This is a genomic window from Chloroflexota bacterium (assembly GCA_026710945.1).
Classification (GTDB): Bacteria; Chloroflexota; UBA11872; order VXOZ01; family VXOZ01; genus VXOZ01.
Genome location: JAPOQA010000051.1, coordinates 16,516 through 29,898, shown reverse-complemented (window position 1 = coordinate 29,898; position 13,383 = coordinate 16,516). Strand labels below are relative to the sequence as shown.

Annotated in this window: 11 protein-coding genes; 6 read left to right on the top strand and 5 right to left on the bottom strand. The window is 59.3% G+C overall.

The window, feature by feature from the left end; all coding sequences use genetic code 11:
• Nucleotides 1-350: 350 nt before the first annotated feature.
• From OXE05_10380 to OXE05_10360, 5 genes are all read right to left on the bottom strand, one after another.
• Nucleotides 351-1,511: a mandelate racemase/muconate lactonizing enzyme family protein gene (locus tag OXE05_10380; GenBank protein MCY4437726.1), complete on the bottom strand. Its 1,161-nt coding sequence runs from the start codon at nucleotides 1,509-1,511 to the stop codon at nucleotides 351-353.
• 576 nt (nucleotides 1,512-2,087) lie between these two features.
• A complete protein-coding gene (locus tag OXE05_10375) occupies nucleotides 2,088-3,068 on the bottom strand; it encodes an Ldh family oxidoreductase (GenBank protein MCY4437725.1) in 981 nt (326 codons plus the stop codon).
• A 477-nt stretch (nucleotides 3,069-3,545) separates the two neighbouring features.
• Nucleotides 3,546-4,808 (bottom strand): DegT/DnrJ/EryC1/StrS family aminotransferase, encoded by a 1,263-nt coding sequence (locus tag OXE05_10370; GenBank protein ID MCY4437724.1) that lies wholly within the window; start codon nucleotides 4,806-4,808, stop codon nucleotides 3,546-3,548.
• Between the two features lie 671 nt (nucleotides 4,809-5,479).
• Nucleotides 5,480-6,433, bottom strand: coding sequence for a sulfurtransferase (locus OXE05_10365; protein ID MCY4437723.1), 954 nt, complete (start codon nucleotides 6,431-6,433; stop codon nucleotides 5,480-5,482).
• 343 nt (nucleotides 6,434-6,776) lie between these two features.
• Nucleotides 6,777-7,487: a DNA alkylation repair protein gene (locus tag OXE05_10360; protein ID MCY4437722.1), complete on the bottom strand. Its 711-nt coding sequence runs from the start codon at nucleotides 7,485-7,487 to the stop codon at nucleotides 6,777-6,779.
• Nucleotides 7,488-8,105: 618 nt separating this feature from the next.
• Between OXE05_10360 and OXE05_10355 the strand changes: the two genes are divergently transcribed.
• From OXE05_10355 to OXE05_10330, 6 genes are all read left to right on the top strand, one after another.
• Nucleotides 8,106-8,453 (top strand): MarR family transcriptional regulator, encoded by a 348-nt coding sequence (locus OXE05_10355; GenBank protein MCY4437721.1) that lies wholly within the window; start codon nucleotides 8,106-8,108, stop codon nucleotides 8,451-8,453.
• 535 nt (nucleotides 8,454-8,988) lie between these two features.
• Nucleotides 8,989-10,161 (top strand): quinolinate synthase NadA, encoded by a 1,173-nt coding sequence (gene nadA, locus OXE05_10350; protein ID MCY4437720.1) that lies wholly within the window; start codon nucleotides 8,989-8,991, stop codon nucleotides 10,159-10,161.
• Nucleotides 10,162-10,254: 93 nt separating this feature from the next.
• Nucleotides 10,255-10,674 (top strand): hypothetical protein, encoded by a 420-nt coding sequence (locus OXE05_10345; protein MCY4437719.1) that lies wholly within the window; start codon nucleotides 10,255-10,257, stop codon nucleotides 10,672-10,674.
• 133 nt (nucleotides 10,675-10,807) lie between these two features.
• Nucleotides 10,808-11,596: an aldolase/citrate lyase family protein gene (locus OXE05_10340; protein MCY4437718.1), complete on the top strand. Its 789-nt coding sequence runs from the start codon at nucleotides 10,808-10,810 to the stop codon at nucleotides 11,594-11,596.
• 132 nt (nucleotides 11,597-11,728) lie between these two features.
• On the top strand, nucleotides 11,729-12,406 hold the full coding sequence (locus tag OXE05_10335) for a hypothetical protein (GenBank protein ID MCY4437717.1): 678 nt from the start codon (nucleotides 11,729-11,731) through the stop codon (nucleotides 12,404-12,406).
• The gene (locus OXE05_10330) at nucleotides 12,399-13,076 is read left to right on the top strand and encodes a phosphatase PAP2 family protein (protein ID MCY4437716.1); all 678 of its coding nucleotides are present in this window, start codon (nucleotides 12,399-12,401) and stop codon (nucleotides 13,074-13,076) included. Before OXE05_10335 ends, OXE05_10330 begins: the two co-directional genes overlap by 8 nt.
• The last annotated feature ends 307 nt before the right edge of the window (nucleotides 13,077-13,383 follow it).

Here is a 13,383-nt window from a genome sequence, read left to right as displayed (position 1 = left end):
TCGAGAACGGGGCAGGCTCTAGCCCTCTCCCGTCGAGGGAGAGGGGACATCTGCGCTGTGGCGAGGGTTATGCAAAGGTCTCCTGGGGGAGAGGGCCGGGGTGAGGGGATTTCTGCTTAACCCGTCATGTTTTCCTGCAAGACCGATACGCAAGAGTGCAGTAACGGGAATAGAGCTCCCAGTTCGCGGGAATTTCCCCCTCACCCTAACCCTCTCCCGCCGGGAGAGGGGACCAGTCCGACCCGGCAAGGGTTATGCAAAGGTCTCCAACGGGGATCATCGCAAGCATCCGGTAGACCGCGCAGAGACTTCTTACTCTAGAGCGCGACCAATTCGACGGTGGGTGCCGGTCAAAGGATCTGCCCACGGCGTAGTATCGTGTCCGGACTCTCCGGGTCGCCGTGGACGGTCTCTCGCGCGGGAAAGTTGGCGAAGTGCGCGAGTTTCTCCCGATCGAGCGCGGCGCCCAGTCCCGGCTCCTCCGGCAAACGTAGGGTACCCGATTCAATTTGCAGCAAATCGGTGATCACGTCATCCTGCTGGATCGGATAGTGGGTATCATTCGCCAGGGCAAAGCTGCGGTGGCTAGCAATGAGGTGCGCACCCGCCAGCGTGCCAATCCCGAGTTCCGCCCAGGTGCCCAACACACAGGTGATGCCCGACTGGTATGCAATGTCTGCGATCTGACGTGACTTAAGCAGTCCGCCGGCTTCCGATACGTAGATGACGAACACGCCGCACGCCTGTTTCTGGGCGAGTTGCAGCGCGTCGAGGACGGTCTTACAGCTCTCGTCGGCGGCGACGGGCGTTTGCACGGCGCGAGCGACCTGCGCCATGCCGTCGAAGTCCCGGTCCGTAACCGGCTGCTCCACGTACTCCAGGCCGTACGGTTCCATGGCGCGGATGGCCTTGATGGCAGAAGGCACGCTCCAGCCTTGATTGGCGTCGATGCGAATGCGCACGTCCGGCCCCACGGCTGCGCGAATTGCGGCGATGCTGGCCGCGTCCTGCTCGATGCTCCGGCCGACTTTGACCTTGAGGCTGCGGAAACCCCGGTCGACGTATGCCTTGGCTTTGGCGGCATTCCGTTCCGGTGTGTCGATAAAGAGGTAGCCCATGTACTCCACCGCGTCTCGGTAGCGGCCGCCGAGCAGGTCGCAGACGCTCGTGCCCCAATGCTTGGCCTTGATATCGAGGAGCGCCATTTCAAGGCCGGCTATGGCGTGATTGCCGGTGCGGAACCAGTGGATGACGTGCTCGTCCATCCGGTGGAGCAGGAACTCGGTGCGCAGCGGGTCCTGGCCGATGAGCAGCGGCCTGAGCTCCGCGTCGACTGCGGTTTGTATGACGGGAATGTGCGGCCCGGAGCACTCGCCTAAGCCGACCATGCCCGCATCGGTCTCGATCTCGACGATGAGCGCCGGCGCGGTGCCCCGGGTGCCTCCCGACCACTTCACGGGCTCGCTGAGCGGCACCCGCACGGCAGTGGTCTTTACCTCGGTGATTCTCATGGTGTGTTCGTCTCTAACCCTGGGTTACGAGGCAACAATCTGTCACTTTCACAGTTCAAGTGAACAAGACTTGCCCTTCGGCGAGCCCGTCTGGAGCCTGCCGCAAGGCTCAGGCTAAGCTCCGTGACGAAGAATTTCGTTTGTGAAGGACTCTAGATTCAGCGAACCCTGTTCGACGCTGCGCTCGGAATTGTAAGTGTTGAGTAATTCGTTGACAGAATTCGCTTTCCCGTAGAAAGCGCTACAAGGCCCTGTCATTCCGAGCGTAGCGTCGAACACTGTTCGCGGAATCTAGGGTCTCTGCTCAGCACACTTTCACGGCCTCAGCACTCTAGATTCCTCTCTACGCTACGCTCCGTTCGGAATGACATGTAGGCATGCACAGAGTTCTGCTCCCATGTTTCTTCTACCAAATCTGTCAACGAATTACCTGACATTTACAATTCCCGCGCACGCGGGAATCCATCTTCCTCTGCGACCCTGGCGTCAACCCAACCACACCGCCAGTTGACACCTCTCCCACGCCACTCCTGGACTCCGGCCTGCGCCGGAGTAGCGGACAGACACGCTTCGCCCTTAGAATGGCACGTCCACGCCCAACTCTTGACCCAGTTCCCGCAAAGCATCCCCGTGCTCAGGACCCACCGGCACACCCTCTTTGCGCCACAGCCGCTCGCGCTTGGCCTCCATGCCGCCGCCAACTTCGACGTCTGACTGGTTGGTTATTGGTGCAAGCTGACGCACCTGGCGGATGTAGTCATCAATCTCGCGCTTGAACTGATCGAGCGGCATGTAGTGGGAGACATCGTGGGCGGTCATAAACGAGCCTTGGTTCGCGCCCCGCCATTCCCGCTGCGCGCGCTCCGGCGCCGAGGGCACACCGCACAAGAACCCGCCGAGAATTTGGCAAAACGAGCCAAGACCGATACTGCGGTAGGTGGCACTGGGCGCCAGCATTTCTATGGCCTTGACGTGTGGCTCTCCATCGTAGAGATCGTGAACGGCGCCAAAGTCGATCACAACTGGCGGCTCCGCGCCGCCGGGAGCGGCAAAACTCATCGGCGAGCCACCGGCAGCGTGACGGTGCGGCGCCCCAGGCTTCATTTGCAGTTGCGCGCCGGAGGTCACATAGGCTATCAGGTCCGCGTTCACAATCACCCGCGACCATAACCCTGCCGCCCCAAAGTGCCCATGATTGCGGGTAGTCACGTTGGCCACGCCATGCTCTTTCGCCTTTTGCACAGCTAGGTTGGCCGCCATGTATGACGGAAAGTACCCCAGGCCCCCATCACCGTCTACGGTTACCGTCACCGCGGTTTCGCTGACCACCTGCACGTTGGGCGTTACGTTGAGCTCCTTCCTTTGGAAGTGCCTCACGTACGCAACCGTCTGGCGCGTACCGTGGCTAAACACGCCGCGCAGATCGTTGGTGGTCAGCCACCCGGCCATCTGCCCCGCATGCTCGTCCGACATGCCGACCGCGAGGAAACAGTCCTTTACAAACGCTTCCAGCACCGGACTTTGCACGCGAATGTAGGTCTCAGGCGGTGTGTTCATACGTAACTCCTAGTGATCTGTCCCGTGAACTGCTCGATTCGAAGTTATGCGATGGTCCAGTCTCTTCCGAGCGTGAGACTAAGAAATCGAGCATTGTCTGGCCCATGTAACTTTTACTGCCACTTTAGACCATTCCAGCCGGTCAACCTAAATGTCATTCCTGTATGTGTTGAGTAATTCGTTGACAGAATTCTCTCCCAAATTGGCAGTGTTGACAGATCATGTCATTCCGAGCGGAGCGAGGAATCTAGGGTCCCTGCTCAACACACTTTCTCGGCCTCAGCACTCTAGATTCCTCACTCCGCTACGCTCCGTTCGGAATGACATGTATGTAGGCAAGCACAGAGTTCTGCTCCCATGTTTCTACTGCCAAATCTGTCAACGAATTACCTGACATTTACAGGGAATGACAACAAATGCAAGCCAGTGTTTGCAACATCCAAGAGTTCCCGCGTGCCAAGAACCTTACTGATCCCCCTACTTCGCGTAGTGGGTGAACACCTTGCGGACGGCTTTCGCCATGTCGTGGACCATTTCCTCGGTGCACTTCTCGTTGATGTGGCGCACGAGCATGCGCTTCAGGATGCCTTCGGCGTTCGGACACATGCCGGTGTAGTAGCGCACGTCGCGCCCATTGGCGGGATCCAGCAGCGGGTAGGCCGATTCGCCAAAGAAGCGGCGGTTCTTCAGCACGTCGTACTCGTAGATGGGCGTGCGGGTATAGCCTGCGCCAAAACCGACGCCCTCATGGGCAAACGCCTTTGAGAGGTCATCCAGTCCAACGGACAATTCCTCCAGTTTGGCGAGCGGACACCAATTCCAGAAGACGTGGGTGCTCTCCGGCGTAGGCGCGCGGGGTGGGATGATGCCGGGTACGTCCTCCACCAGATCGCTCAGCAGATTGCCCCACTTGGTACGCAGGCCTGTAATGGTCGGCAGCTTGCGCAATTGCGCCAGTCCCACCGCGCCCTGCAACTCCGTCATGCGGTAATTTGGCGCCAGGAAGGGCGGCTGACTCTCGCGACCGCTGCGCCCGCGGCCCTTGTTGTGCGCCAGCATGATGCGCTCGCCCAGGTAGTCGTTGTTCGTCACGGTCATGCCGCCGTCGCCGGTGGTCATGTGCTTGCTCTGCTGGAAGGAGTAGCAGCCGATGTCGCCGATAGTGCCGGCGTAGCGGCCGTTATACGCCGCCATGTGCGCCTGGGAGCAGTCCTCGATCACCAGCAGGTTATGCTTGCGGGCCAGCTCCACGATGGGGTCCATGACTGCCGCGTTGCCCTGGAGGTGCACCACCATGATGGCGACGGTGCGCTCGGTGATGCAGGGCTCGATGGTCTCGGCGGTAATGATGCCCGTCAGCGGGTCCACGTCGGCGAAGACCGGCACGGCAAGCTGGTAGAGAATGGCGATGAGACTGCCGATGTCGGTGATTGGCGCCACGATGATTTCGTCACCTGGATTGGGCCCCACCGCCAGCACGCCCACGTGCAGCGCGGCAGTGCCGGAGGTGCTGGTGACGGCATGCTTGACGCCGAAAGTCTTCTTCCAGTCTTCTTCAAATTGCTGCACCTTGGGGCCGCCCAGCACGTTCAGATTGCCCGACTGGATCACGTCCGTTAGTTCCGCGATCTCTTCATCGCCGAACATGCGTCCGCTGATGTCGCTATTCGTGGGGAACTTGTAGTCTACGGTGCGGGGGCCGCCCTCGATGGCGAGTTGCTCTTGCTCTACGGTCTGCATGGGTCCTATCTCCTCCGGTTGATGCAGGGGTCAGCCTTTAAAGGGATACGTGAACGCTGTGCGATACGTGTATTGCCGCTTTTATTGTGGACAAACGACAGGGGGAGCGCAAGTAAACTTTCCTGAAATGCAGTCGCTGGGTAAGGTCTGCGGTGCATCTGCGAAACTGGCGAATTTGGTTGAACGCCCAAGAGTTTCCTTCACCCCCGTATCACGCATGGGTCAGGCTCTAAACCTCTCCCTCTGGAGACCTTTGCGAAACCTAAGCGGGAGCGAGAGTGTTCCCTCTCCCTCGACGGGAGAGGGGGTAATTCTTGCGCCTCCGGCCGGAGTTATGCAAAGGTCTCCTCTGGAGAGGGGCCGCTTGGCATGGGCTAGTTTTGCGAGAGTACGGCACGGCGGCAAGGATGCGATACGGCGACAAGAACGCGATTCGACGGCGACAGATGCGCTATGCTGTCCGTCGTTCCCGTGAAAACGGGAAGCCGTCTTGTCAGTTCGGTGAGCACGTGCCAACCTATTCAAGAAGGCGCTAGTTAAGCTGCAGGAACTGCGGCGAGGCGACCATTGAAGGAGAAACCCAACTAGCCGCGCTTTCCCAGAAATGAAGAAAGGACGCATGATGATTCATGCGTCCTTTCCGAATTGCCTGGCCAGTGTCGCAGCAATGTTTACGGATTAGAGCCGGTATTGATCTCCGTATCCTCGCGGTTGCCCCACTCAGCCCACGCGCCGTCGTAGTTCTGGACGTTGTTGTAGCCCAACAGGCGCGCGACGAAATAGGCCACCGACGACCGCACCGCGGTCTGGCAGTGGGCGTACACCACGGTATCTTCAGTGATGCCGGCAGAATCGAAGAGTTCGGTGAGCTCTTCAGCCGACTTTAGGGTGCGCACGTCGCCGCCGGTAAGGTACACCACCCAGTCCTGGTTGATGGCGCCCGGGATGTGACCGCCGCGGTCGGCGCGCACGTCGCGTCCGGCGTACTCACCCGCGGAACGATTGTCCAGAATGACCGCGTTCCCGTCATCGATAGCCGCCTGCACCTCTTCGAACGTCCCGAGCAGGAGCGGATCGAAGCTGATGGTAAAGGTGGCCGCGGGGAACGACGGCACATCGGTGGACAGATCCCGCTCTTCATCGGCCCACTTGGCAAAGCCGCCGTTGAGCACTTTGGCATTCCTATTGCCGTAGAGCTCCAGCGCCCAGAAAACGCGGGTCGCCCAAAGGATATTGCCGCTGCCGTAAACCACGACTTCCGAATCGCTGCCGATGCCGGCGGCGCCGACCAGCGCAGCGAACGCGTCCGGTGAAATAAGCATGCCGCTGACTTCATTTTCGGGATCGATGAAGGTTCGCGAGTGGATATTGATGGCATTGGGCACGTGACCGGCGGCGTAGTCTTCCGCCGAGCGCACGTCAATGATGCGCAATCCCTCTTTGCCGAGGTTCTCCGCCAGCCAGTCGGTCTCCACCAGGAGATCGGGGTTGGCATAGCCGAGCGGACCTTCCGGCTCCTCTGCCTCCTGCGTAACAACCTGACCGCAGGCGCTGGCAAGCAGCGCGCCCCCGGCGGTAAGGGCGGTGATTTGGAGCAATCCCCGGCGTGATAGTCCGTTTCGCATCGGTATTTCCCTCCTGCGATAACTGAGTCCATGAAAAACTGCATAGACGAATGTACAAACAAGCCCATACTAACTTTGTCAGTCAATTAAGTCAACTAAGTTGATTGATTTTGTGTGACAAATTCAGTCAATGCAGATAAAGTATGGGATTCCTAAGCATAACCGGACAAAATAGCTGATCAACGCCCCCGACGGCACTCATCGTTGGAAACGGAAGGATGTAGCAGGGCGATTCCTGCATAGCTGTGATGTGCTAGAGAACAAAGCTATGCCGCTCAGGTACGTTCTGCCGCCGGCATGAGGTTGCATGGACCAGGTAAGGCAAGTCGCAGTGGTTTTCCGTTCAGCGTGCTTTCCCCGCGCGGATGGTTTCCGCGTTCTTAAGTGCTTCGCGCTTGGAGAGTGGGCTGAGGCGATCAGCGTTGCGGGCCACGTAGTCCTCGACCGTGGGCAGGTCGGTCCAGGCCAGATCGCGCAGCGCCCAGCCGATGGCCTTGCGGATGAAGAAGTCGGGATCGGCCAGGTTGGGCTCGATGCAGTCGAACAGGAGAGCAAGGTCGGTCGCCTCCTTGCGCTTCACCTGGCAGATGATGGACGAGCGGCGCTTCCAAAGGTCAGCATCCGTACACCACACACGCATCGCGGCGGCCATCTCTGCCGGAAAGCGGTCCACGAGTTCGCGGAGCTTGTGCGTAGCCGTGTCGTCCACCAAGTCCCACCATGCGCCGCTGACAATCATCTCCTCATAGAGCGGCAGGGTTTCGAGGGTGCGGTAAGCGCGGAATTGCGGCGCGCCGGTCACGTCCTGGGCGGCGTAGCGCTCTTCGCGATAGGCAGCGTTGCGCCAGAGATCGAGCACGGCGCCGAGCCACGCATTCCTGGTCGCGATGGGATGGGCACGTAGCGCGGCGCGCACCAGCTTGCGGCGTATAGGTGTCTGCACCCCGCGGTACGGCATCGCCGATTTCATGTACGCCCGCATGCCGGCAGCCTTCTCAGGGTTAGCGTTTTCAGCGAGGCCTTGACGAATTGCAGTTGTAAGTTCAATGCTCATGGCAAGGTTTGGATGTCGTAGAAGATTGTTCGGACCCAATTTGGTGGCCGTCTGATTCGAAGAAGGTCGCTCCAGGTTCCTTCAAGCTGCTAGGCAACTATACCAGACCGGGTTCAAGACTGATGATTGTGCTAGGCGATTTAAGATTCACCTTGAACCCATTTCAAGGAGGGAATTCGAGCAGATAGCGGACCTGCAATCGCTGCCGAGCCACGGTGGGGCGGTGACTTGCCAGACTTTCGGCCGGCTGACTCTGTAAGAACCGAACGTACGCTTTATGCGGCGATTGGCAAGGCACTGGCGCGTGCTTGAAATAGCAGAATCTGTGGTTCGTGTTTCATACTCCCGGATCGCATCTGCCAGACCAAGATTGTGCTGAAGCCGGGAAAATCTCGTCAGATTGAACTTTACTCTACAAGAGCGCATTTATCTGGTATCATGCAGGCGAAAGGGAACGACGATGTTCCAAGAACGATGGAGTTCTTGAGAATGGGTGGTGGATCTGTGCAAGACGATCATAAGGCTGAATTGGCTCGGCGATTCATGGACGCCGTAGATTACTTGAATCGTCAGATGCACGCGTACGGCCTTGACGAGTGGAAGGGGCTGGATATGACCATGCCCCAGATCAAGACGTTGGTCTTGCTGGAGCGATCGGGCCCCCTGCGCATGGGAAATATCGCTACCTATTTGGGGCGAGCGCTCTCCGCCACAACGACGGTTGTAGATCGCCTGGTAGAAAAAGAATTAGTGGACCGCGCCTGGGACCCAAGTGATCGAAGAGTCGTCATCTGTAGACTGACAGACAAAGGACGGCACGCGTTAAAGCGCTTCTGGAGAATACGTCGGGAGCGACTACAGTTGATGGCGGACACTCTGGAATTGGAGCAGTTGGAAATCGTGGTGCAGGGCTTGGAATTGATGCGCGCCGCGGATAGGCAAGTACAGGACATACCCGCTCCTTAGAATTCCATTGGGTTGGCTGCGTGTACGTGTCTCCTATGTAGTTCCTCGTGTCGGCTTCAATCTGCCTCTCCAGACTCCGGTAGCCAACGGCCTAAGCCGCACGTACGCTAGTCGGGCGGCTCGACATGCTGGTTTTTCCTCATGGCCCACGCTTGCGCAGTCGATTTGCACGCACAGGACCACCAGCGCATGTGAAGCATCGGCCGAACGCCCCTGCCATACACAACTCCTCCGCGATTATTTTCCTCTCTTACTCGACGCTCAATGCGTGAAAACGGTCACCGTGAATGGCACGCTGCATAGTTGGGGTCGGTCTACTTTCTCAGTAGCTGGCGGTATCCAACCTATGCTTGTGACATTGGATGGCTGCCACAGGGACACGCCTCCAAGTCATCCAAAGTCTCAGATCAGCAGCAACGATCGTGGTCGATTTGCCGCCGCAGTAGTGTATAATGCAAGCAAAGCTGTGGTGAGCGCTTTCACAGAGGATAATGATGTGGCGCTCCTGCAGGGGGGAAAGAGGGAATAGGCACGCATGGCAGCCACGGCGGACGCGCTATCGCCGCGTGAGTACCGGCGAATTCACCGACTCTTGTTGCGCAGCCGGCGCAGTGCCGGCCGCGAGAATGAGCCGATTCCAAAGCACTACCTGCAGTTGCCTGCAGAGGAATTAGACGAACGTATCGCTGCCGTCCGGCAGGAACTCGGCGAGCGCGTGCTCATCCTCGGGCACCATTACCAACGCGATGAGGTGATTAAGTACGCCGACCTGCGCGGTGATTCGTATAAGCTCGCCACGTTTGCCGCAAACCGCCGCGACTCTGAATATATCATCTTCTGCGGCGTGCACTTCATGGCGGAAAGCGCCGATATTCTTACCGCTTCCAATCAATCGGTCATCCTGCCCAATCCCACGGCCGGCTGTTCCATGGCCGACATGGCCGACATCGACGACATCGTGGAATGCTGGGAACAGCTTACCGAAGCCGTTGGTGAATCCATCGTGCCGATTACGTATATGAATTCCACCGCGGCGCTCAAAGCGTTCTGCGGCGCCCATGGCGGTATTGTGTGCACCTCCTCCAATGCTGCTGCGGTTTACGAGTGGGCGATGGCGCGGGGCGAGAAGATTCTTTTCTTCCCGGATCAGCATCTGGGCCGCAACACGGGTCTGAAGTTCGGCATCCCGCTCGATGAAATGGTCGTCTGGGACCCGGCAGAGCCGGTGCTGGGCGGCAATTCAGAGGCCGACGTGCAAAACTCCAAAGCAATTCTTTGGAAGGGCTGGTGCTCGGTGCACACGCGCTTCACGGTGAAGCAGGTGGAGTTCGCTCGCCGGCAGCACCCGGACGTCAACGTGATTGTGCACCCCGAGTGCCCCATGGAAGTGGTGCAGGCCGCCGACTACAACGGCTCCACCGAGTTCATCCTCAAGACTATTACCGAAGCTCCTGCCGGTACCGCCTGGTCGGTTGGCACCGAGATCAACATGGTCAACCGTATGGCTACCGAGAATCCCGATAAAAAGATCTTCTGTCTCGACCCCATCGTTTGTCCCTGCTCCACCATGTACCGCATCCATCCCGCCTACGTCGCGTGGGTGATGGAAGACCTCCTGGAAGACAAAGTCACGAACCAGGTGAGCGTCGATCCCGACGTGGCGCACTGGGCAGTGGTCTCCCTCGAGCGCATGCTCACCGTGCATTAGGGAGCGCCTTGGTCGGATTGCGCCCGCGTCCGGCGCTCTTCTCCGGAAAAGCGAAGCTCTCCGGCGCAAAGAAACTACAAGGAGCAATTACTGATGGCAATACTTGACACCCACAAGGCGTATACCGCGCTTGCGGCCGGGGGCTTCACGGAGACGCAGGCGCAAACCCTGATTGAGGCCTTGGGCGAATCCCGCGACGCCCTAGCCACCAAAGCCGACATAGCGAACATGGCCACCACAGCCGACTTAGAAGCGTTGCGGATGGCCACCACAGCCGACTTAGAAGCGTTGCGGGTAGCCACCAAAGCCGACCTGGAAGCGTTGCGGGTGGCCACCAAAGCCGACCTGCGCGAATTGGAAATGCGTGTGGATGCACGGTTCGATTCGGTAGATGCGCGGTTCGTTGCATTGGAGCAACGCATGACGATCCGCTTGGGCGCCATGCTGATCGCCGCGGTCGCCCTGATCGTGACAATTCAAGGATTCCTCTTCGCGCTATTCCTCAGCGCCTAAGCGCCGCCGCGCACCTCACCGCTAAACACTTAATTTAGCTAACCTTTGGCAGTCCCGCACTTGTGCAGTATACTGACACGAGCGCGGGACGTTTTCGTGTTGCCTGCGCGCACTTTCACGCCGGAGGATGCCCATGCAACCGAATAGGATTCGCGAGAAACTCAATGCCGGTGAACCAACGTTGGCCACCCACGTGCACACCACCTGGCCCGGGATGATCGAGGTGATCGGCCTGACCGGAATCTATGACTACGTCGAATTCGTCGCCGAGTATGCGCCGTTCAACCTGCACGACCTGGAGAATTTCTGCCGGGCGGCGGAATTGCACAACCTATCCACGATGATCAAGGTTGACCAAGCGCCCCGCAGCTTTTTGGCGCAGCGCGCCATTGGCGCCGGATTCCAAAGCGTGCTCTTTGCCGACAGCCGCACTGTCGCGGATGCCGAAGAGTGCGTGCGCGCGGTGCGGGCGGATACGCCGGAGGCACGCGGCATTCACGGCGTTGCCATGCGCCGGGCGTGGTATATGTCCTACGGCGCCGGGCCGGATTACCCCCAAGCGCTGGACGACATTGTGGTGGCGCTCATGATCGAACGGCAGTCCGCCGTGGACCAATTGGATGAATTCCTGGAGGTCAAAGGTGTCGACATGGTGCAGTGGGGTCCCGCAGACTACGCCATGAACATCGGCCGGGCCGGTGAATTCCAGCACCCGGACGTGAAAGCCGCTGAGAAGAAGGTGTTCGAGACGTGTTTGGCGAAGGGCATACCGCCCCGCGCCGAGATCAATTCGGTTGACCAGGCCCAGCGCTTCCTCGACATGGGCGTCACCCACTTCTGCATAGGCACCGACATCAACATCATCCATGACTGGCTCCGGGACCAGGGCGATACACTGCGCAACCTGCTGAGCAAAGCCTAATTATTACCAAGCGTTGACGAGCACAATTCTCGCCTTGGCAAATGGCATAGATGCGTACGTACCGCCACCTTCCTCGCTGCGGCAGCCTTGCGCACGTCAACGTACAGAGAAGAAGTGCGGAAGCATTCCTGAGTGTACGATTACCTACGGCACCGCATCCAGCTTGAATACTCGGCAGCGTGGCGTGTTGGCCTGAGCGGCCTGCTCGCGGGCATTGCGCTTCCGGCCGGTGTATGGCTGGGCGCTCTGCTCCTCAGTCGTTGGCTGTCATGGCTGACGGCCCCCTTGCTCTGGATAGGCTGCGGCGCCGTGCTTTACTTGAGCTTGGCAGGCGCGGCGGCGTCGCTCGCCAATCAACGCGTCAGCCGGCGCAATGACTTCGGTCTCGTCGCCGGGGCTGCTGTGCTGCTCGTACTCTGCTTGCCGCTCGGCTTGCTGTTCACAGAGCTGATCACCGCCGGCGTTGATGCCGGCGACGCGGCGAACCTCCGCGGCATGCTCTCCCTTGCCACGTTGCTGCAGGCGATCGTTCCCACACTCCTCGCGGGCCTGCTACTGACCACAGCATGGGCGGCGCTGCTCGTGCCCTGCATGGCGTGGTTGAACGACGCCGATTGGCAAGCGATAATGGACCGCATGGTAAACGAGACGTACCATCGGGACTGGATCGCCTACAACCAGAACTTCATCAACCAAAAGAAAATTGCTTACTACCTGAAGACCGGTCAGCCGGAGAAAGCCGCGGAACTGGAAGCCGAAGCTGCCAACCGGGCGGAGCACGTACCGCCGCGAGAGAGTCGCGATGGCTGAGAGTTTCCGTGAATTCCTGCGCTGCTACGTGCGGGCGCGCCCCTGGACTCCAGAACTCGCGCTCTTCGTCGTTGTGCTCGTCCTGAGTTTCGGCGCGCTACAGGGAGACCCATTCTCCCTGGATGTTCCGTTGGGGGAAGCAATTCAGTCCTGGCAGTTGCCGCTGCTCGATCCTGTCTTGCATGGCGTCAGCGCCATCGGCTGGTTTCGCATTGCCGCGCCGACGACCATTGCCGTAGTCGTGTTGCTTGGGGTTCTCGGCTGGCGGCAAGAGGCGGTTGTCCTGGCAGCAGCGGCGCTCTTTGGGCATCTGCTCAACCAGGCGCTCAAGGGGCTCATAGCTCGTCCCCGTCCGGCCCTGCCGCCAGAGGAAATGGTCGCCCTTGGCGTGGACACATTTGCCTTTCCCAGCGGCCATGCGCAGTCATTTACGATCTTCTACGGCTTTCTTGCCTTGCTTATCTGGCAAAACGCCCGCCAGCCTTGGGTGCGCGGGGTTGGAGCCGCTTGCATGCTTACGATGATCGCCCTCGTTGGCGTCTCCCGCGTGTACCTCGGCGTTCACTGGCCGAGCGACGTAATTGGAGCGTATTGTATCGGCATATTGTGGCTGCAATTGTGGACGCGGGCGCAGCGCGCCTGGTCTGCTGGGAGTGGACACCACGGTTAGGAAAGCTTCGCCCCAGGTTGCCGCCAGCAGTAGACGTAGACCCAAATGAGCGTTACAATTTTGTCCTGCCGGTTCGACTTGTAGACCGCGAACCGAGTGGCTAGAATAGTGTGGGTAGACTTTGTGTCTACTTTCACACGGCAAATTGGATGAGAGTAAGAGTGCTTGTTGCCGAGCGGATTACCGCCGCAAAAGAGCGGCTATGCAGCAGCAGACTTTTTGCAACCGTCAGCGACTACATGGGAGTAAGCGACAGAGATGGCAAGGGCATACCTGCGCCGGATTGAGCAGCGGCGCTTGATATTCC

Excerpts from the sequence above, each read along its gene's own strand:
- OXE05_10365 (MCY4437723.1), bottom strand. The coding sequence starts at position 6,433 with ATGCGAAACGGACTATCACGCCGGGGATTGCTCCAAATCACCGCCCTT.
- OXE05_10375 (MCY4437725.1), bottom strand. The coding sequence starts at position 3,068 with ATGAACACACCGCCTGAGACCTACATTCGCGTGCAAAGTCCGGTGCTG.
- OXE05_10355 (MCY4437721.1), top strand. The coding sequence starts at position 8,106 with ATGCCCCAGATCAAGACGTTGGTCTTGCTGGAGCGATCGGGCCCCCTG.
- OXE05_10360 (MCY4437722.1), bottom strand. The coding sequence starts at position 7,487 with ATGAGCATTGAACTTACAACTGCAATTCGTCAAGGCCTCGCTGAAAAC.
- OXE05_10330 (MCY4437716.1), top strand. The coding sequence starts at position 12,399 with ATGGCTGAGAGTTTCCGTGAATTCCTGCGCTGCTACGTGCGGGCGCGC.
- OXE05_10345 (MCY4437719.1), top strand. The coding sequence starts at position 10,255 with ATGGCAATACTTGACACCCACAAGGCGTATACCGCGCTTGCGGCCGGG.
- OXE05_10340 (MCY4437718.1), top strand. The coding sequence starts at position 10,808 with ATGCAACCGAATAGGATTCGCGAGAAACTCAATGCCGGTGAACCAACG.
- OXE05_10380 (MCY4437726.1), bottom strand. The coding sequence starts at position 1,511 with ATGAGAATCACCGAGGTAAAGACCACTGCCGTGCGGGTGCCGCTCAGC.
- OXE05_10370 (MCY4437724.1), bottom strand. The coding sequence starts at position 4,808 with ATGCAGACCGTAGAGCAAGAGCAACTCGCCATCGAGGGCGGCCCCCGC.
- nadA (MCY4437720.1), top strand. The coding sequence starts at position 8,989 with ATGGCAGCCACGGCGGACGCGCTATCGCCGCGTGAGTACCGGCGAATT.